This window comes from Streptomyces sp. NPDC093221 (assembly GCF_044753885.1).
In the GTDB taxonomy this organism is placed as follows: domain Bacteria; phylum Actinomycetota; class Actinomycetes; order Streptomycetales; family Streptomycetaceae; genus Actinacidiphila.
The window spans coordinates 142598-161126 of sequence record NZ_JBIVOA010000009.1; the positions used below are offsets into that span (position 1 = coordinate 142598).

Annotated in this window: 16 protein-coding genes; 10 read left to right on the top strand and 6 right to left on the bottom strand. The window is 72.9% G+C overall.

Annotation, left to right across the window (positions count from 1 at the left end; translation table 11 throughout):
* Window positions 1–18: 18 nt before the first annotated feature.
* From ACIQCJ_RS28940 to ACIQCJ_RS28955, 4 genes are read left to right on the top strand one after another with little or no spacing between them, the layout of a single operon-like run.
* On the top strand, window positions 19–1062 hold the full coding sequence (locus tag ACIQCJ_RS28940) for a UbiA family prenyltransferase (protein WP_391048430.1): 1044 nt from the start codon (window positions 19–21) through the stop codon (window positions 1060–1062).
* On the top strand, window positions 1059–2690 hold the full coding sequence (locus ACIQCJ_RS28945) for an AMP-binding protein (RefSeq protein WP_402713000.1): 1632 nt from the start codon (window positions 1059–1061) through the stop codon (window positions 2688–2690). Before ACIQCJ_RS28940 ends, ACIQCJ_RS28945 begins: the two co-directional genes overlap by 4 nt.
* Window positions 2681–4066, top strand: a complete 1386-nt coding sequence (locus tag ACIQCJ_RS28950; RefSeq protein WP_401725067.1) for a protoporphyrinogen/coproporphyrinogen oxidase — start codon at window positions 2681–2683, stop codon at window positions 4064–4066. The genes ACIQCJ_RS28945 and ACIQCJ_RS28950 overlap by 10 nt, the downstream gene beginning before the upstream one ends.
* Window positions 4067–4116: 50 nt before the next feature.
* Complete coding sequence (locus tag ACIQCJ_RS28955; protein WP_401313612.1) at window positions 4117–4434, top strand: hypothetical protein; 318 nt, start codon at window positions 4117–4119, stop codon at window positions 4432–4434.
* Between the two features lie 167 nt (window positions 4435–4601).
* Here the strand turns inward: ACIQCJ_RS28955 and ACIQCJ_RS28960 are convergent, their stop codons facing one another.
* Window positions 4602–5576: an ABC transporter permease gene (locus tag ACIQCJ_RS28960; RefSeq protein ID WP_401313673.1), complete on the bottom strand. Its 975-nt coding sequence runs from the start codon at window positions 5574–5576 to the stop codon at window positions 4602–4604.
* A gap of 398 nt (window positions 5577–5974) precedes the next feature.
* On the opposite strand from ACIQCJ_RS28960, the gene ACIQCJ_RS28965 reads away from it, so the two are divergent.
* Window positions 5975–7174: an Ig-like domain-containing protein gene (locus ACIQCJ_RS28965; protein ID WP_402713001.1), complete on the top strand. Its 1200-nt coding sequence runs from the start codon at window positions 5975–5977 to the stop codon at window positions 7172–7174.
* A gap of 172 nt (window positions 7175–7346) precedes the next feature.
* Here ACIQCJ_RS28965 and ACIQCJ_RS28970 read toward each other — a convergent pair whose 3' ends face one another.
* Window positions 7347–8237, bottom strand: coding sequence for a DUF3152 domain-containing protein (locus tag ACIQCJ_RS28970; RefSeq protein ID WP_402713002.1), 891 nt, complete (start codon window positions 8235–8237; stop codon window positions 7347–7349).
* 162 nt (window positions 8238–8399) lie between these two features.
* On the opposite strand from ACIQCJ_RS28970, the gene ACIQCJ_RS28975 reads away from it, so the two are divergent.
* The 3 genes from ACIQCJ_RS28975 to ACIQCJ_RS28985 are packed head-to-tail and all read left to right on the top strand — an operon-like array spanning window position 8400 to window position 11247.
* Window positions 8400–9119, top strand: a complete 720-nt coding sequence (locus tag ACIQCJ_RS28975; RefSeq protein ID WP_391048419.1) for a response regulator — start codon at window positions 8400–8402, stop codon at window positions 9117–9119.
* Window positions 9116–10696 carry a sensor histidine kinase gene (locus ACIQCJ_RS28980; protein ID WP_402713003.1) on the top strand — a complete coding sequence of 527 codons (1581 nt, stop codon included), beginning with the start codon at window positions 9116–9118 and terminating at the stop codon, window positions 10694–10696. The genes ACIQCJ_RS28975 and ACIQCJ_RS28980 overlap by 4 nt, the downstream gene beginning before the upstream one ends.
* Window positions 10693–11247, top strand: coding sequence for a hypothetical protein (locus ACIQCJ_RS28985; protein ID WP_402713004.1), 555 nt, complete (start codon window positions 10693–10695; stop codon window positions 11245–11247). Before ACIQCJ_RS28980 ends, ACIQCJ_RS28985 begins: the two co-directional genes overlap by 4 nt.
* A gap of 135 nt (window positions 11248–11382) precedes the next feature.
* On the opposite strand, the gene glpK is transcribed toward ACIQCJ_RS28985, so the two are convergent.
* The 3 genes from glpK to fahA form a co-directional block, all read right to left on the bottom strand.
* Window positions 11383–12900, bottom strand: coding sequence for a glycerol kinase GlpK (gene glpK / locus ACIQCJ_RS28990; protein ID WP_355333263.1), 1518 nt, complete (start codon window positions 12898–12900; stop codon window positions 11383–11385).
* Window positions 12901–13041: 141 nt separating this feature from the next.
* Window positions 13042–13896 carry an MIP/aquaporin family protein gene (locus ACIQCJ_RS28995; RefSeq protein WP_355333260.1) on the bottom strand — a complete coding sequence of 285 codons (855 nt, stop codon included), beginning with the start codon at window positions 13894–13896 and terminating at the stop codon, window positions 13042–13044.
* Window positions 13897–14152: 256 nt separating this feature from the next.
* A complete protein-coding gene (gene fahA / locus ACIQCJ_RS29000; protein WP_402713005.1) occupies window positions 14153–15391 on the bottom strand; it encodes a fumarylacetoacetase in 1239 nt (412 codons plus the stop codon).
* 307 nt (window positions 15392–15698) lie between these two features.
* Here fahA and ACIQCJ_RS29005 point away from each other — a divergent pair, with 307 nt between their 5' ends.
* Window positions 15699–17108, top strand: coding sequence for an SDR family NAD(P)-dependent oxidoreductase (locus ACIQCJ_RS29005; RefSeq protein ID WP_355333601.1), 1410 nt, complete (start codon window positions 15699–15701; stop codon window positions 17106–17108).
* 20 nt (window positions 17109–17128) lie between these two features.
* Here the strand turns inward: ACIQCJ_RS29005 and ACIQCJ_RS29010 are convergent, their stop codons facing one another.
* The gene (locus ACIQCJ_RS29010) at window positions 17129–17332 is read right to left on the bottom strand and encodes a hypothetical protein (RefSeq protein ID WP_402713006.1); all 204 of its coding nucleotides are present in this window, start codon (window positions 17330–17332) and stop codon (window positions 17129–17131) included.
* Between the two features lie 614 nt (window positions 17333–17946).
* On the opposite strand from ACIQCJ_RS29010, the gene ACIQCJ_RS29015 reads away from it, so the two are divergent.
* Window positions 17947–18165 carry an MbtH family protein gene (locus tag ACIQCJ_RS29015; RefSeq protein WP_188285961.1) on the top strand — a complete coding sequence of 73 codons (219 nt, stop codon included), beginning with the start codon at window positions 17947–17949 and terminating at the stop codon, window positions 18163–18165.
* Window positions 18166–18529: the final 364 nt, after the last annotated feature.

An 18529-nucleotide genomic window follows, 5' to 3' on the forward strand; every position in this document is an offset into this window, starting at 1 on the left:
CAGGAGGAGCACCCGCCCATGGAACCCGCGCCCGTACTCGACACCGCGGCCAGGCCCCCCGTCGGCGCCGTTCCCGCCGCCGACACCTCGCCGATCGCGCCCGGCAGTTGGCGCGCCTACGCCAAGCTGGCCAAGCTGGACATCCTCGACTACTACCTGAGCATCCCGCTGGCCGCCGCGATGCTCGTCCCGTTCGGCGTCGTCACCGGGGCCGGGCTCGTCACCGGGGCCGGACTCCGGCCCGAGACCACGGGACGCGCCGCGCTCGTGCTGGTCCTGTTCTTCCTGGGCGAACTGACCATGGTGGCCGGGATGGTCGCCTTCGATGACGTGACCGGCTACCGCGACGGCAGCGACGCGGCCAACTACGGCCCGGACGCCGCCGCCCGCCGCCTCGCCCGTAAACCGCTGGTCGCCGGGACGCTCACCGAGCGGCAGGCGATCCGGTTCGGCTGGGCGGCGGTCGCGCTGTGCGCGCTGTTCTGGGGCGCGGCCGTCCTCGCCGCTCCCGCCCGGCCGCTGTGGGCGGTGCTCGGCACGGCGGCCTGCGCGCTCTTCGGGTTCCAGTACTCCTGGTGGCTGAAGTTCAGCTACCGCGGCGGCCAGGAGATCTTCCTGGCCGCGCTCGGCTGGGGCTATGTGCTGCCGCTCTTCGGCCTGCTGAACGGCGGCGCACCCGGCTTCGTCGTCGTGCAGGCGCTGATCTTCGGGCTCGGCCCCGTGCTGTTCGGCGTCTACTCCAACATCAACGACCGGGACGGGGACCACGCGGTCGGGCGGCTGACCGTGGCCGCCGTCGCCTCCGAGCGCGGCAACTCCGCCTTCATCGCCGGGGTTTCCGGGCTGGAGGCCCTGCTGATCGTCGTCCCCGCCGCCGCCGGGATCGCGCCGTGGTGGTTCCCGCCGCTCATGTCGCCCGTCCTCGTGCTGCGCGCCCGCCAGTGGGTACGCGGCAATCGGCGCGGTGACGTCCTGGGGGCCCGCACCCGCGGCATCCGGCTGCACCGCCTCGCCACCGCGCTGATGATCGCGGCCGACCTGCTGCTGGCGGTGACCCGGTGACCAAGCCCCTCGACCCCGGCATCGTCTTCGACGCGCTCGCCCGCCGCGGCTCGCCGACCGTCGTCCACCTCAGCCGCCCCCTCGACCTCGCGCCCGAGGAGGGCACCCGGTGGACGGTGCCCCAATTGGCCGGCCTGGTACGGGACACCGCCGCCCGGCTCGCCGCGGCGGGAGCGGGCCCCGGCGACCACGTGGCCGTCGTCAAGCGCAACCACTGGGACTACGTCCTGCTCGCCTGCGCCGCCGTCCGGATCGGCGCCGTCCCCGCGCTGCTCTCCGACCACCTCGCCCCCGAGGTGCTCGACATCCTGCTCGAACGGCTGCGCCCCGCCGTCCTGGTCACCCAGACGCACCTGCTGCGCACGGCCGCCAGAGCCGATGTCGAGCTGGCGCGCCACAGCGCGTGCACGCTGACCCTGGACAGCGCGAGCCTGCACGACTCGGTACCGGACGACACCCGGCCGCCCCAGCCGGTCCGCTCCTTCCACGACCTGCCCGCACGGCCGCTCGCCCCGATCCACCGCCGCGGTGACGGCGAGCCGCTGGCCGTGCACCACACCTCGGGGACCACCGGCGTGCCCAAGCTGGTCGTCCACTCCACCACGACGCTCATCCGGCGGCTCGCCGGATTCGAGGCCAGGCGCTGGCCCGTGGTCACCCCGCGCGCCGGCGACACCGTCGCCAGCGCCATCTCCTTCGCGCACGGCCGCGCGCTCGCCTGGACCGTCAGCGCGCTGTGGCACCAGCCCCGCGAGACCGTGATCGTCGCCGACTCCGATCCCGACGCGGCCCGCCGCACCCTGACCGCGCACCCGCCCACCGTCCTGGAAGCGCTGCCCTCCACGTATGTGCGCTGGCAGCGCCTGGCCGCCGAGCCCGACAGTCCCTTCCGGGACGTACGCATGTACATCTCCACCTTCGACGCCGTCCACCCGCCGACCGTGCGGGTCTTCCTCGACGCCAGCCGGCGCGCCCGGCCGCTGTGGATGCAGGGCTGGGGCCAGACCGAGACCGGGCCGCTCACCTTCCGCTTCCTCACCCGAGGGGCGCTGGCCCGGCGCGCGGAGCGCCACCCCACCACCCGCGACCTCGGCCGCCCGGTCCCCGGCTGGGTCGGCCTGCGGGTGGTGGACCCGCGGACCTTCCAACCCGTGCCGCGCGGACAGGTCGGCCTCGTCCTCACCCGGACCAAGGCCCGCTGCCTCGGCTACCTCGGCGAACAGGACCGCTGGGACGAGAAGGCGCACGGGCCCTGGTTCAACACCGGAGACCTCGCGGTCCGTACGCGCGGCGGCTCGCTGATCCTGCTGGACCGGGAGGTCGACATGATCCCGGGGCTGAGCTGCGTGGAACTGGAGGACGTCCTGCACGACCGGCTGCCCGAGGTCGAGGAGGCCGTCGTCCTCGGCGTCGTGGACCGCGACCCGCAGACCGTCCTGGTCGTCAACGCGCCCATCGACCCGGCCCGTTGGCGGCACGCCGTACGCGACCTGCCCGCGCTCGCCGAACCCCTCACGGTGGACTGGGACGCCGTCCCGCGCACCGCCACCGGCAAGGTCCGCCGCCACGAGCTGCGCGACCGCTACCTCGCCGGCACCGCCACCCACGGAACCGGGAGATGGACGTGACGGACCTCGACGTCGCGGTCGTCGGCGGCGGCATCGGCGGCCTCGCCGCCGCCTACCGGCTGCAACGGGCGGGCCGGTCCGTGCGGGTCTTCGAGGCCGCCCCGCGCGTCGGCGGACGCATGGCCAGCTCCCTCGTCGACGGCTGCCTCGTCGACGAGGGAGCGGAGACCATCGCCACCCGCGGCTACCAGGCCACCTGGCGCCTCATCGACGAACTCGCCGTGCCGCCCGCACACCTCACCCCGGTGCGGGCCGGATTCGCCCTCTGGCACGAGGGCCGCGCCCACGCCCGGCTCGGCCACCCGGCGGGGCTGCTCACCGGCGCGGGCATGTCCTGGCGCGGGCGGCTGGACTGGCTGCGCTTCACCGCCCGACTGCTGCGCCGCCGCGGGGACTTCGACGCCGACCGGCCCGAACTCGCGCCGCCCGGCACGGCCACCCTCGCCGAGTACGCCCGCGCCTACCACCCCGACGTGCACGACCGCCTGCTCCAGCCGCTGTCGGGCCACTGCTTCGGCTGGCACTCGGAACGCTCGGCCGCCGCCCCCATGCTCGCCACGCTGCTCGCGGTCGGCGGCGCGGGAGCCCGCTGGACCACTTACACCACCGGCATGGACACCCTCCCGCGCGCCCTGGCCGAACGGGTCCCCGTACAACTCGGCAGCTCGGTCACGGCCGTTGAGCGGACCGGCGCGGACGAGGCACGGCTACACCTCGCCGACGGCGGGATCTTGACGGTGCGTCAGATCCTGATCGCCGTACCGGCACCGGTCGCGCTGTCCCTGTACGCCGACCCGTCGCCCGACGAACGCGCCTATCTGGCGGCCTGTTCCTTCACCCCCATGCTCAAGGCCGTCTGCCTCCTCGACCGACCGCTGCCCAGCCCGACCCGCGCCCCCAGCTACGCCCTGTCCGTTCCCGCGACCGAGAGCCGGATCTGCGGCGGGCTGCTCCTCGACCACCTCAAGGCCGAGGGGCGCGTCCCGCCGGGCCGCGGGATGGTCAGCCTCTTCGCCTCGCCCGCGATCGGCCCGCGCCTGCTGGACGCCGACGACGCCGAGGTCACCCGTACGCTCGTCGGCGAGGCAGAACGCTTTCTGCCGGGGCTCGGCGAGGCCACCACCCGCACGCTCGTGCACCGCTTCCGGTACGGCCTGCCCGAAGCCACCCCCGCCGCGCTGGGCCTGCGCGCGGCCTTCGCCGCCCGGCCCGCGGGGCCCGTCGACTACGTCGGCGACTGGACTCTCCTGCGGCCCAGCAGCGAGGGCGCGGTCCGCTCGGCGGAACTGGCCGCGCGACGCGTCGCCGCGCGCACGGCCCACCCCTCTCGTCCGAAGCGCGCGGTGAGCCCGGCACCCACCGGTCGACCCGCGTGATTCGGCGCACATGTCCCACCCGCGAATCACGTGCACTGGAGGCACCTGTCATGCGTCGAAGCACCACCATGATCGCGATGGCCGCGGCGGCCGTCGTCGGCCTCGCGGCCACTCCCGCCCAGGCCGCCACCGGCCAGGTCGTCGTCTTCTCCGTCGAGGGCCAGCCGCTCAAGGTCTACCAGGACCCCACCGGCTGTCAGCGACTCCCGTTGACGGCGCATGTGCTGGACAACCTCACCGACCAGCCGGTCAAGGTCTTCGCCGACCCCTTCTGCACGGTCCCGGCGACCCTTCCCACCACCGGCGTCGGCGTCCTTCCGGCCGGCTACGGCACTCACGTCACCGGAGTCGGCAGCTTCTCCGCCTGACCACCGGTCGCGGCACGCGCGCCCGCCGTACCACCGCCGTCGGGGTGCGGTGGTACGGCGGGGCGGCCGGCCCGGTCAGGGTGTGAGGCGGTTCGGCCTTCGGAACAGGAACATGGTCCCGCGGAGCGAGTCCGGGCCGAGTATCGCCATGAGGACGCGGCCGAGGGTCAGACCGTCGCCGGGAGGGGCATGGGGGTGGGGCGGCGACGGTCGCGCAGGGCGGCGGACAGCACCGACACGACGATGCCGCCGAAGGCCCAGGCGCCCAGGATCCACAGGGACCTGGTGATGTCGTGCCCGTCGAAGTAGACGGTGTTGCGGACCACGGTCGTCCCGGCGCCCGGCGGCAGGATCTGGCCGATGGCCCGCCAGAAGGGCGGCAGGAGAGCGGCCGGATAGACCCCGCCGGAGCTGGGATTGCCCAGGACGGTGAAGATCAGGATGGTCAGGCCGAGGCCGATGGTGCCCGCCACCGACTGGAGGGCGACGCCCACCGCGCCCGAGGCGAACACGATCAGAGTGCCGATGCCGACCAGGTCCCAGAAGGCGCCGGGCAGGCAGTGCAGGACGGGACCGACGATCACCGCGCCGCCGATGCCGGAGACGAAGGCGTAGGGCAGCATCGCGGTCAGCCGCACCAGGACGCGGCGCAGGGTGGGGCGCGCCGACCCGGCCGCCATGTTCAGCGCGGACGCGGCCAGATAGCCGCCGATCGTCCAGCTCAGGACGAGGTAGAAGGACGACAGGCCGCGCGAGTCGCCCTTCACCGGCGGGCGGATGTCGCGTACGACGACCTCACGGTGCTGCGCCTGTCCCGCCAGCCGCACGACCTGGGTCGCCGCGTCCGAGGCGGAGGGGCCGCCCGCGGACGCGACCAAGACCGTGTCCGTCGTCCCGCGCGGGTCGACGACGACGGCGGCGTCGGTGCGCCGGTCCAGCAGCCGGGCCCTGGCCTCGGCGCGGTCGGCGACCGCGACGGCGTGCACCGGCTCACCGGGAAGGGCGTTGAGCCGGGCCACCGCGTCCCGCGCCGCGGCCTGCGGTGCGACCACGACGATCGGCACCCGGTGGGGCTTGGGCGAGTGGAAGGCGCCCATGTAGGACAGCGCGAAGCCCAGTTGCAGCAGGAGCACGCCCAGCATGACCAGGACGGCCCTGAATGTGATCGCGTCCCGCAACTCTTCCACGATGCCGTGCCTGCCCGGCCTGTCGAGTACCACCCGACTGCTCCCCGTGCCCGTCAACGCTGTCCGCCCTTCTGGTACGCCGGGGCCATGAGCCCGGCCGAAGTCGTCAAATCCTCGGCTCCGCGTCGGCGTCCGTCGCCGGGGCGCGCCCACGGCGCCCGTCCCCGCAACCCGTTCGGCGTACGCCCGACCGCCGCCTAAGGGTTGGGTATCAGTCATGCGGCACCTGCAACCGCTGGGGCGGTCGTACTCTCCTATAGTGCGACCGGCGAGATGGGGAGACTCGATTGATCACGGCAACGGCGGTTGACACCGCCGCTCAGGGCTCGCGTAAGCGGCGGGTGGCGAAGGGGATGTTGGCGTTGGCGCTCGGCGCCGTCCTGCTGGGGGCGACCGCCTGCAGCGGGAGCGCGGGCGCGTCGACCGACAAGGGAAAGCAGGACGGCAAGGGTTCGGCGTCGGGCGGTGCCACGACGACGCCTGCCTCGCAGGTGGCGCTGAGCATCGTGCCCAAGGACGGCGCGACCGGGGTGGACACCACGGGCGCGCTCAAGATCACGGCCGCCAAGGGCAAGTTGGTGAAGATCGCGGTGACCGACGCGGCCGGCCACCGGCCGGTCGACGGCGCGATATCGGCGGACGGCACCAGTTGGAAGCCGTCCGGGATTCTGCGCACCGCGACCAAGTACACCGTGAACGCGGAGGCGGTGGACTCGGCCGGGCGCAGCACCGTACAGCGGTCGTCGTTCACCACGCTGAAGCCGCAGGCCGTCAACTACGGCGTGTTCAACGTGGATCCGGGCTCGACGTACGGCGTGGGCATGGAGGTGTCGATCCGCTTCAACAAGCCGGTCGCCGACCAGGCCGCGACGCACAAGGGGATCACCGTCACGGCGGACCCGCAGGTGCCCGTCGAGGGCCACTGGTTCGGCAACCAGCGGATCGACTTCCGGCCGGAGAGGTACTGGGCGCCCGGCACCAAGGTCACGCTGCACATGAACCTCAACGGTGTGCAGATGTCGCCCGGTGTCTACGGTCAGCAGTCGAAGGACGTGAGCTTCACCATCGGCCGCTCGCAGACCTCGGTGGCCGACAACACCGCGAAGACGCTGAAGATCTACCGGGGCGGGAAGCTGTACAAGACGTACCCGGCGAGCCTCGGTGACCCCCAGCACACCACGTACAACGGCAAGATGGTGATCGAGGAGAAGGACCCGGTGGTGGACATGGACTCCCGCACCGTGGGCCTCGGCAACTCGTACCACATCAAGGACGTGCCGCACGGCATGCGGCTGTCCGACTCGGGGACCTTCGCGCACGGCAACTACTGGCGCCCGGTGTCGGTGTTCGGACACGAGAACACCAGCCACGGCTGCGTGGGCCTGCACGACGTGAAGGGCGGCGGCGACCCGGACACCCCGGCCGCCTGGTTCTACAGCCACTCGCTCATCGGTGACGTCGTCGAAGTCGTGCACTCGCCCGACAAGGTCATCGACCCGAGCAACGGCATCAACGGCTGGAACATGTCCTGGGCCACCTGGGTGGCCAACTGACCCTCGGACCACGGCCCCCGACCGTCCGGACACGCGTCCCGGGCGGCCCGGGGAACGGGTCCTGGGCGGTTGACGAACGGGTCCCGGGTGGTTGACGAACGGATCGCGGCCCCGGAACGCTCAGGCGTTCCGGGGCCGTTCCGCGCGCGACACACCGGTGCGGACATCGATGTCAGGGCATCGGCGGTCCCGCCAGATACGTGCCGTGCGCGTCGTACGGCCACGCGTTCGCCACACAGCCGTGCAGTCCGTCGATCTGCTGCATCATCGCGGGCGCCGGACGCCCGGCGCCGGGACACCCCTCGTGGCCGTGCCCGATGCGGTGGCCCACCTCGTGGTTGACGATCAGGGCGCGGTACTCGTGGAGCGGCCCGGGGAACTGCGGCGAACCGGTCCGCCAGCGCTTGAGGTTCACCACCACCTGGTCGCCGACATCGCAGTTGACCTCGCCGCGGGTGTGCAGCCCGGCCGCCCCGCAGATCCGGTCCACGGTGTCCGGGCTGGCGATCTTCACCTCGAAGTCGTATTGGCCGCCGGAGACGAGCTGGAAGGCGTCGTGGCCGTCGGCGATCCAGCTCCGCCGGTCGCCGAGGATGCTCTCGATCTCGCGCGCCGCGTCGGCGGCTCTGACGCCCGTGCCCTGCTCGACCTGCACCTTGTAGCGGCGCAGCGTGCCGGTGCCGACCGACGTCCCCGACGCCTGGGCGGTGTCGAAGACGCCGTTGCCTCCGGTGCCGGATGGCGGCGCGGATGGCGGCGCGGACGCGGGCGCCCGCCCGGCGGGTGACGTGGAAGGCGCCGCCGGCGTCCTCGCCGGTTCGGTGGCGGCGGGCGGCGAACCCGCCGTATCCCCGTCCGCCGCGTGCCCGCCCTTCCCGTCCTTCCCGTCCTTCCCGCCGTGCGCGGCGACCAGCAGCGCCCCGGCCACCCCTACCGCCGCCAGCGTGCCGAGCGTGTACGTCGTCCGCCGTCGCCTGCGCCGCCGTAGGGTCGCCAGGGAACGCCGTGTACGGGCGCCGCCCCCCGCCCGGCCCGCCGATTTCCGTTTCTTCTCCCGGTGCATGGCTGTTCACACTGCGGTCCGCGTGTGATGGCCCCTGGCCCAGAAGATCACGAAAGCGTAACCACGACGGCGGACGGCCGCTGTATGACCCCTTCGTAACAGCTGCCCGGCCGAGCCCCTCTCACGGCCCTGGCCGCCCGGACCTCACGCATACTGACCTGCATGCCCCGCGTTCTGCTCGTCGAAGACGACCCCGCGGTCCGCAAGGGCGTGCAGCTGGCCCTGCGCCACCAGGGACACGACGTCCTCGCCGCCGCGACCGGTGAGGAGGGCCTGAGCCACCTGCGCCCCTTCCGGCCCGACGTCGTCGTGCTCGACCTCATGCTCCCCGGCATCGCCGGACTCGACGTCTGCCGTCGCATACGCGAGCACGACCAGGTCCCGATCATCATCGTGACCGCGCGCGGCGACGACGTGGACGTGGTGGTCGGCCTGGAGGCCGGAGCGGACGACTACGTGGTCAAGCCGGTACAGGCCCGCGTGCTCGAAGCCCGCATACGCGCGGTGCTGCGCCGGATCGCCGCACCCGGCGCCGACGGCACCAGGCCCCGGCAGGAGTCGCACGGCGACCTGTCCATCGACCGCGCCGGGCTGCGGGTCTCCCTGCGCGGCGAGCCCGTACCGCTGGCCCCCTCGGAACTGCGGCTGCTGCTGACCCTGTCGGCCTCGCCGGGACAGGTGCTCAGCCGCCAGCAACTCCTGGAAGCGGTCTGGGAGCACAGCTACCACGGCGACATCCGGCTGGTCGACGCCTGCGTGAAGCGGCTGCGCGGCAAGCTCGGCGGCGGACCAGGCGCCGGGTCCGGCTACATCGAGACCGTACGGGGCTTCGGCTACCGCTTCCGCGCGCCGTACGCGCGGCCGCTCCAGCCGACCCCATGAGGTCCGCCGTCTCCAGGGCCCTGCTCGCGCTGCGCGGGCTGCGCACCCGGCTGGTGGTCGCCTTCGTGCTGGTCGCGGTCGTCAGCGCGCTGAGCACCGGGGCCCTCGCCTTCAGGGAGGCGCGGACCGGCGTGCTCCAGCAGAGCCAGGACGCGGTCATCCGGCAGTTCCGCGACAGCGTCGACGCGCTGGCCCCCGCGATCCCCGCGGAGCCCGACCAGGCGGCGATGGACTCGCTGGTCATCCAGGTCGCGAGGGCCCACCAGTCGCAGCGCTGGCAGGTCCTTGCCACGTACGGGGAGCGCCGCGCCGGATCCGCGCCGGAGAACGCCTTCGAGCGGCTGACCCCCGAACTCCTCGGGTCGGTGCGCGACCAGGCCGCCGCGGTCTTCCAACGAGTGAGCACGGACGACGGCCCGGTCCTCGTCGTCGGGCTGCCGGTCGCGTACCGCGCCGCCGAGAACCAGTCGCTGACGCTCTCCGGCCTCGTCATGTACCTGGTCGTGCCGCAGGACACCGAGCAGGCGTACGTCCAGGCCATGATCACCGCCATCAAGGACGCCGCGCTGTGGGCCGTGGTCCTCGCGGTCGTCCTGGCGCTCTTCGCCGCGCGCGGCGTGCTGCGCCCGGTACGCGCCCTGCGCCGCGCGACCCGGCGGATGGCGGAGGGCCACCTCGACGTACGGCTGGCCGTCAACGGCTCCGACGAACTCGCCGACCTCTCCCGGTCCTTCAACGACACGGCCGCCGCCCTGGAGCGCTCGGTGACCGAACTGCGGCGGCTGGAGGCGCAGGCCCGGCGCTTCGTCGCCGACGTCTCGCACGAACTGCGCACACCGCTGGCCGCGATGTCCTCGGTCACCGACGTGCTGGACGAGGGCGCGGGCCGCCTCGACCCCGAGACGGCCACCGCGGTCGGCCTGATCAGCGAGGAGACGGTACGGCTCGCCCGGCTCGTGGAGGACCTGATGGAGGTGTCGCGCTTCGACGCGGGCGCCGCGCGGCTCAACCTGGACGAGATCGACCTGGCCGAGTCGGTGCGCCGCACCCTCGTCTCGCGCGGCTGGCTGGCGGAGGTCGACACCCGGCTGCCCGCGCCCGGCGCCCTGCGCGCCCGCGTCGACCCGCGCCGCCTGGACGTGGTGGTGGCCAACCTCGTCGGCAACGCGCTGCGGCACGGCGCGCCGCCCGTGGTGCTGTCCCTGAACGCGGTCGGCGGGCGGTCCGCCGGGGGAGCGTGGGCGGTGATCGAGGTACGGGACGCCGGTCCCGGCATCCCGGAGGCGGCCCTGCCGCACATCTTCGAGCGCTTCTACAAGGCGGACACCTCGCGCAGCCGCAGTGAGAGCAGCGGCCTCGGCCTGGCCATCACGGCCGAGAACGTACGGCTGCACGGCGGCCGGATCACCGCCCGCAACGCGGACGGCGGCGGCTCCGTCCTCACCGTCGAACTGCCGCTGCGCCGCGACTCGGCCGCGGGCACCGCCGACGCCGGGGACCGCGCCGGTTCCGTCGGTTCCGTCGGTTCTGCTGATTCCGCTGATTCCGCCGCCTTCGGAAGCGAGGACGTCCGATGAGGCGCGCCGCCGGTCCGCTGGCCTGCCTGGCGTCCGCCGCCGCGCTCGCGGCCTGCGGCGTCCCGCCGACCAGCGTCATCCAGGCCGGGGAGCCCGCGGTGGGCATGACCCCCGGCGTCAGCGTCTACTTCCTCTCCGGCGACACCTTGCGGGCGGTTCCCCGCCGCGCGCCCGACGCCGCCGGTCCGGTCGTCGCGCTGCGGCTGCTGTTCGCGGGCCCCGGCGACGCCGACCCGACGACGCTCACCACGCGACTGCCGTCCCTGCCGCGCCCGCCCGTGATCGCCTTCGACGGCGTCACCACCGTCGTGCGCCTGCCCGCGGGCGTCGACCGCCTCTCGCCGCTGGCCATGGACCAGGTGGTGTGCACGGTGGCGGCCAATCCGGGGGGCCCGCAGCGCACCGCGCCGCCCGGCGGGGCCAGCGCCGTCCCCACCGCCGTCCCCGACGTCCCGACCGCCGGGACCCCGCGGTCGGCGTCGCCCAGCCCCGACGTCCGCGTCATCGGCGCGGGCTGGGCGCTGTCCCGGCTCGTGGAGAGCTGCCCGTAGCGACCGGCGGGCGACCGTACCGCCTGCTGGGCCGGTACGGCGGGGCCGCGGACACGCGGACGCCCCGCCGGTCGTGGGACCGGCGGGGCGTACGGGGGACGGCTGCGGAGAGCCGGGGGCCGCCCGGGCGCCGGACTACTCGACGTCGACCCAGTCCAGGGTCCGGTCCACGGCCTTCTTCCAGCCCTTGTAGCCCGTGGCGCGCTGCTCCTCGCTCCACTGGGGCTCCCAGCGGCGCGACTCGTGCCAGTGCTCGCGCAGCTCGTCGGTGTCGCGCCAGAAGCCGGTGGCGAGACCGGCCGCGTAGGCCGCGCCCAGCGCGGTGGTCTCGGCGACCACCGGACGGCTGACCGGGACGCCCAGGACGTCGGCCTGGGTCTGCATGCACAGGTCGTTGGCCGTGACACCGCCGTCGACCTTGAGCACGTCCAGGTGCACACCGGAGTCCTGCTCCATCGCCTCGACCACGTCGCGGCTCTGGTAGCACATGGACTCCAGCGTGGCCCGCGCCAGGTGGCCGTTGGTGTGGAAGCGGGCGAGGCCGACGATGGCGCCGCGCGCGTCGGACCGCCAGTACGGCGCGAACAGCCCGGAGAAGGCGGGCACGAAGTAGATCCCGTCGCTGCTCTCGACGGTCTTCGCCAGCCGCTCGCTCTCCGCGGCCTCGCTGATCAGGTGCATCTGGTCGCGCAGCCACTGCACCGCGGAACCGGTCACCGCGATGGAGCCCTCCAGCGCGTACACCGCCGGGGCGTCACCGAACTTGTACGCCACGGTCGTCAGCAGGCCGTGCTCGGAGCGGACCGCCTCCGTACCGGTGTTGAGCAGCAGGAAGTTACCGGTGCCGTAGGTGTTCTTCGCCTCGCCCGGCGCGAAGCAGACCTGGCCGACGGTGGCCGCCTGCTGGTCGCCGAGCACACCCGTGATGGGGATCGGCGCGCTCAGCGGGCGCGAGGTGCGGGTGGTGCCGAACGCCTCGGGGTGCGACGACGCGTGGATCGTCGGCAGCATCGCGCGCGGGATGTTGAAGATGCCGAGCAGCTCCTCGTCCCAGTCCAGCGTCTCCAGGTCCATCAGCATCGTGCGGCTGGCGTTGGTGACGTCGGTGGCGTGGATACCGCCGTTCGGACCGCCGGTGAGGTTCCACAGGATCCAGGAGTCCGTGGTGCCGAACAGCGCGTGCCCCTGCTCGGCGGCCTGGCGGACCCCGTCGACGTTCTCCAGGATCCACTTGATCTTGCCGCCGGAGAAGTACGTCGCGGGCGGCAGGCCCGCCCGGCGCCGGATCAGGTCGCCGTGGCCGTCGCGCTCCAGCGCCTTGGCGATCGAGTCGGTCCTGGTGTCCTGCCAGACGATCGCGTTGCCGTACGGGCGACCGGTGCGCGGGTCCCAGACGACGGTGGTCTCACGCTGGTTGGTGATGCCGATCGCCGCGAGGTCGGAGGCCGAGATACCGGCCGACCGCACCGCGTTCTGGATCGCGACGTTGGTCCGCTCCCAGATCTCCACCGGGTCGTGCTCCACCCAGCCCGGCTTCGGCAGGTACTGGGTGTGCTCCAACTGGTGCTTGGCCACTTCGTTTCCGTCGTGGTCGAAGATCATGAAGCGGCTGCTGGTGGTTCCCTGATCCACCGCGCCGACGAAGTCCGCCATGGGTGCTTCCTGCCTTTCGTGGGTGTACGTGACCGCGGTGTACGTGACCGCGGTGTGCGTGACCGCCGTCCGCACGGCCGCCGTGTACGTGACCCCCGCGTACGGACCGCGGGGGTGTACGGACCTCGTGGACCCGCGGGCTCAGACCTCGGCAGCGGGCTCGGAGGCGGGGGCGCGTCCCGGGGGCTCCGGCGGGGCCTCGGGCAGGAAGCGGCCGACGAAGATCTTGTAGATCGCGCCGCCGAGGACGCCGCCGATCAGCGGTCCGACGATCGGCACCCAGAAGTAGAGATTCCCCCACTGGTCGCGCCACGCCGTGCTGTAGCCCGTGATGTAGCTGGCCAGCCGCGGGCCGAGGTCACGCGCCGGGTTGATCGCGTAACCGGCATTGGCGCCGTACGCCATGCCGATCGCGACCACGATCAGGCCGACGATGAACGGGCCGAGATTCGCGCGGGGCGCGGTGTTGAGCACATCGGTGACCGCGAGGATCAGGATCAGCAGGATCGCCGTGCCGATCACCTGGTCGCGGAAGGCGCCCCACTCGTGGACACCGGCCGTCAGCGAGCCGTTGCCCGGCAGGGTGGCGAAGACCGTCTGCGTCTTGATGGTGTGGCCCGGGTCGGCGTGGCCCAGGATCTCGGAGTAGTTCCAGCGCACCAGCAGCGCGGCGACGAAGGCGCCCGCGGTCTGCGCCAGCGCGTAGGGGGCGACCTTCTTCCAGTCGAAGCCCTTGAACACCGCCAGCGTCAGCGTCACCGCCGGGTTGAGGTGCGCGCCGCTGAGTCGCGCGGCGACGTAGACACCGAGGGTGACGCCGAGCCCCCAGGCCCAGGCGATGCTGTCATGGTCGCCGAGACCGCCCTTCGGATCGGTCAGCGCGCCGCCGCCGACGACTTGGGCCACGACGCCGACACCGATCAGAATGAGGATCATCGTCCCGACGAACTCCGCCGACAGTTCGCCCAGAAGTCCTGAGCGTGCACGTGTCGCCATGGATTCCCGCTTCCCGCCGGCCGCCGTATGGACCGGCTGTAGCTCGTCCCGCTCTTGGCCATGCGTCTTCTGCTCTCCGCATGCTCCTTCACACGGAAGCACGTGTGAACCGGCTGTGCCGGATGGGATTGCGCCGTACGGGGGAGAGCGATGGGAGAGGTGAGGCGGACACGGGAGTGGCGGCGGCGGAAGCGGCGACCGGTCTGTTAGAGGCGCGGCCGGTCCGGGGGCGCGGTCCGCTGAAGGCGGGTGTGTGTCAGGGGCGGGCGGGCTCGACGCGGCCGACGACCTCGCCGAGGCCGATCCGCGCGCCGCCGGGGCCGGGCGCGGTGGCGCTGATTACCACCTCGTCGCCGTCCTCCAGGAACGACCGGCGCGTCCCGTCCGGCAGCTCCAGCGGCTCCTCGCCGTTCCAGGCAAGCTCCATCAGCGCGCCCCTGGTCTCCCTGTCGGGACCGCTGACCGTGCCCGAGGCGAAGAAGTCCCCGGTCCGCAGGCTCGCGCCGTTCACCGTCATGTGCGCCAGCATCTGCGCGTACGTCCAGTACATGGCGGCGAACGGCGGCCGGGACACCAGATGCCCGTTGAGCCGTACCTCCAGGGCGATGTCGAGGCCGTACGGCGGTCGCGCCGCGCGGTCGTCGAGATACGGCAGCGGCTCGGTGTCACGGACCGGCGGGTCGGTACGGGCCTGCGCGAGCGCGGCCAGCGGCACCACCCACGGCGACACCGACGTGGCGAAGGACTTGCCGAGGAAGGGGCCGAGCGGGACGTACTCCCACGCCTGGAGGTCGCGCGCCGACCAGTCGTTGACCAGGCACACCCCGAAGACGTGCGCGTCCGCGTCGGCCAGCGCCACCCGGCCGCCGAGCGGCGAGGGCGCGCCCACCACGAAGCCCAGCTCCGCCTCGATGTCCAGCTTCCGCGAGGGGCCGAAGTCCGGCGCCGGATCGGCCGCCGCCTTGCGCTGCCCGCACGGCCTGACCACCGGCGTGCCGGAGACCACGACGGTGCCCGCCCGTCCGTGGTAACCGATCGGCAGATGCTTCCAGTTCGGGGTCAGCGGCTCGGACCCCGGCCGGAAGATCCGGCCGATGTTCGCGGCGTGGTGCTCCGAGGCGTAGAAGTCCACGTAGTCCGCCACCTCGAACGGCAGGTGCATCGTCAGCTCCGCGCGCGGCAGCAGGCACGGCTCGACGGCGTCGGCGTAGGTGTCGTCGGTCAGCCACGCGGTCAGCGCCGCCCTGACCCGCGTCCACAGCGGACGGCCCGCGGCCAGCAGCGGGTTGAGCGAGTCCGCGCCGAGCGCGGCGGCCAGATCGGCGGGAGCCCCGGCCGCCCGCGCCGCGGCCCCCGCGTCCAGTACGTGATCGCCGTACGCCACCCCGATCCGCCGCGCGGCGGGCTCGTCGGCGGTGCTGAACACCCCGTACGGCAGATTGCGCACCCCGAAGGGCGCGTCGTACGGGACGGCGAGCGGGCTGCTGGCGCTCAACGGACCTCCAGGTGCGGCTCCTGCGCGGCGGAAACGACCCGAGGGTACCGCCGGGTCCTGCGGCCGGGTTTGGAGCTGCTACCGGTGCAAACGTAAAGTTCGGCCGGGGCGGGGCACGCGGGGGCATCGCATGGGCACATACGGAGAGAGCAGCGGCGGGATGACGGCGACAACGCAGGACCTTCACGGCCACGGGGCCTACGAGGAACCGATCGGTGATGCCGAGGACGCGGACGGCGCGGAGGCCGTGGACGCTGCGGAGGCCGTGGAGGGCTTCGCCGACGTGCCCGGCATCGATCCCGCGCGGATGGCGGTCTGCCTCGCCGTACTCGGCGAACTCGACACGCTGCCCGTCGACCACCCCGACGCCATCGCCGTACGCCGGGCCACCGCGGGCATTTACCGGTCGGTGAAGCAGCGCCGCCGTCAGGAGCGCCGGGCCGCCAAGACCGCCAACGACAAGGCCGTCACCGAGGCCACCGCGACCGGCGCCGCCGACCGGATCGACGACGAGACCCTCGGCATCCAGCTCACCACCTCCGTCAGCACGGAGATCGCGGGCATCCTGGAGCGGCCCCGCTCCTGTTACGTCTGCAAGACCCGCTACGTCGAGGTCGACGCCTTCTACCACCAGCTCTGCCCGTCGTGCGCCGCCGAGAACCGGGCCCGCCGCGACGCGCGCACCGACCTCACCGGGCGCCGCGCGCTGCTCACCGGCGGACGCGCCAAGATCGGCATGTACATCGCGCTGCGGCTGCTCCGCGACGGCGCGCACACGACGATCACCACCCGCTTCCCCAACGACGCCGTCCGCCGCTTCAAGGCCATGCCCGACAGCGACGAGTGGATCCACCGGCTCAAGATCGTCGGCATCGACCTGCGCGACCCCGCCCAGGTCGTCGCCCTCGCCGACTCGGTCGCGGCGGCGGGCCCGCTCGACATCCTGATCAACAACGCCGCCCAGACCGTACGCCGTTCCCCGGACGCCTACCGCGAGCTGGTCGCCGCCGAGTCCGCGCCGCTGCCCGCGGGCGAACTGCCCGCCTCCGAGGTCTTCGGCGCCTTCGGCAGCGGCGCGCAGACCGCGGCCGCGCTCCCGGCCCCGCGCCGCGAGGACGCCCTCACCGCGCAGGACGTCACCGGCCTCGCGCTCGTCAGCGGCTCCGCCTCGCTCGCCAGGATCGAAGCGGGCACCGCCATCGACGCGGGCGGGCTCGTGCCCGACCTCGACCCCACCAACACCTGGGTGCAGACCGTCGGCGAGGTCGACCCCGTCGAACTCCTCGAAGTCCAGCTCTGCAACGTCACCGCGCCGTTCGTCCTCGTCAGCCGGCTCAGGCCCGCCATGGCCGCCGCCGCGGCGCGCCGCAAGTACGTCGTCAACGTCTCCGCCATGGAGGGGCAGTTCAGCCGCGGCTACAAGGGCCCCGGCCACCCCCACACCAACATGGCCAAGGCCGCGCTCAACATGCTCACCCGCACCAGCGCCCAGGAGATGCTCGACACCGACGGCATCCTCATGACCGCCGTCGACACCGGCTGGATCACCGACGAACGGCCCCACCCCGACAAGGTCCGGCTCGCCGCCGAGGGCTTCCACGCCCCCCTCGACCTCGTCGACGGCGCCGCCCGCGTCTACGACCCCGTCGTCCGGGGCGAACGCGGCGAGGATCTCTACGGCTGCTTCCTGAAGGACTACGCCCCCTCCGCCTGGTGACACCGCGCGGGCGGTGACGCTCATCCGCTGCCGCTGCCGCTGCCGCTGCCGCTGCCGCTGCCGCTGCCGCTGCCGCCGACGACCCATCGGACCGGACCGGGCCGCACCGGGCCGTCCGGCCGGTCCGGCGGTCGCGCGTCGCCGCGCGTACCAGGAATGCTGAGCAGTCCGCCTACGCGCGTCCGCGTCGCCGTACGCGCAAGGTCGTAGATCTCAGCTCCCACGCCCCTCACGCGCCCCTCCCGTGCCCCGAGTGCAACCGGCGCGCGGGGGGCGCGCGGCACCCGGCGCCCGCACGGCGCATTTCCTGGCGCGCACCTGTGACGTGCGAATTCCCCGCGGAGCGGAATCACCGAATCCGGTGGCCTATGCCAGCCGCTCTTGCCGAATAATCCGTGATGCCGCCCGGTCGATTACCGATGTACGGATTTGGCCATTAACGAGCGCCGCCGATTCCGCGCCGTCGTTTCGGGCGCCAAGGCGGCGAGCTTTACGTGATGCGATGCCCTGGCATTTATCTACGGCCTGGCCGGTCCGCTCCGCCGCCGTCGAAGAAGGCGCAGTTCGGGGCGGGGTGCACCCGGTAATCGAAAATATGTCCGTCGCCGCCGGGGCCTATATACCCCGGTTCTTCGATCTGAATCAGGTCAGGAGGAAGTTCGTACCCCCAACAGGTGAAACCGGCCAATCGTCGGCCTCCCGGCAGTCTTTCCGTCCGAAGAAGTCGGCTGTTGTACTCTGACGATGATGCGAATAGGGACAGGGCTGTGCCGCCCCGCGCTTTACCGGGGCCCGTACGGCGAGAAGAAACGGAAAACTGAGGGAAGGTGGAGCGGCCATGGTTAATCCTTTCGACGACGACTCGGCTCGGTTCGTCGTATTGGTGAACGACGAGGGACAGCACTCCCTGTGGCCCGCACATCTCGACCAACCCGGCGGCTGGCACGCGGACGGCCCGGAGAGATCCCGTCAGGAGTGCCTGGACGCGATCGAGAAGTCCTGGATCGACATGCGGCCCACGAGCCTGGTGCGCGCGATGGAGGCGGACGTCCGGTAGGCGGAATCCCGGGTCGGCACCCGTCCTCGTCGGGACGGGTGCCGACCCCGTCCCTCGCGCTTCCCGCCGCCTCGGTGAGCGGGTCCGACCGAAGGTGACCGCACGCGATCACTTTCGGTCCGTGAATGCTCTCTTTCGTCGCGGGTGTTTCACCGGGACCATCATCCGGTCCTTCGCGGCGTCATCCGCCGCGCGCGGCAGGGAACGCCCCTCGCCGCGAATCGCCGCGCCGGCGGAACCCGAGTGCCCGACGCGATGACGCGGGCGCGCTTTCGGCCCGCCTCCCTCGGCACGGCGTCGGCGGCCTTTTTATCGACGGGCTGATTTCGTCGTTTCTCCGCACCGTTCCAGAATCTCCCCGAAG

Coding starts and splice junctions, on each gene's coding strand:
- ACIQCJ_RS28940 (WP_391048430.1), top strand. CDS start 19: ATGGAACCCGCGCCCGTACTCGACACCGCGGCCAGGCCCCCCGTCGGC.
- ACIQCJ_RS28950 (WP_401725067.1), top strand. CDS start 2,681: ATGGACGTGACGGACCTCGACGTCGCGGTCGTCGGCGGCGGCATCGGC.
- ACIQCJ_RS28955 (WP_401313612.1), top strand. CDS start 4,117: ATGCGTCGAAGCACCACCATGATCGCGATGGCCGCGGCGGCCGTCGTC.
- ACIQCJ_RS28960 (WP_401313673.1), bottom strand. CDS start 5,576: ATGCTGGGCGTGCTCCTGCTGCAACTGGGCTTCGCGCTGTCCTACATG.
- ACIQCJ_RS28965 (WP_402713001.1), top strand. CDS start 5,975: ATGTTGGCGTTGGCGCTCGGCGCCGTCCTGCTGGGGGCGACCGCCTGC.
- ACIQCJ_RS28970 (WP_402713002.1), bottom strand. CDS start 8,237: ATGCACCGGGAGAAGAAACGGAAATCGGCGGGCCGGGCGGGGGGCGGC.
- ACIQCJ_RS28975 (WP_391048419.1), top strand. CDS start 8,400: ATGCCCCGCGTTCTGCTCGTCGAAGACGACCCCGCGGTCCGCAAGGGC.
- ACIQCJ_RS28980 (WP_402713003.1), top strand. CDS start 9,116: ATGAGGTCCGCCGTCTCCAGGGCCCTGCTCGCGCTGCGCGGGCTGCGC.
- ACIQCJ_RS28985 (WP_402713004.1), top strand. CDS start 10,693: ATGAGGCGCGCCGCCGGTCCGCTGGCCTGCCTGGCGTCCGCCGCCGCG.
- glpK (WP_355333263.1), bottom strand. CDS start 12,900: ATGGCGGACTTCGTCGGCGCGGTGGATCAGGGAACCACCAGCAGCCGC.
- ACIQCJ_RS28995 (WP_355333260.1), bottom strand. CDS start 13,896: ATGGCGACACGTGCACGCTCAGGACTTCTGGGCGAACTGTCGGCGGAG.
- ACIQCJ_RS29005 (WP_355333601.1), top strand. CDS start 15,699: ATGGCGGTCTGCCTCGCCGTACTCGGCGAACTCGACACGCTGCCCGTC.
- ACIQCJ_RS29015 (WP_188285961.1), top strand. CDS start 17,947: ATGGTTAATCCTTTCGACGACGACTCGGCTCGGTTCGTCGTATTGGTG.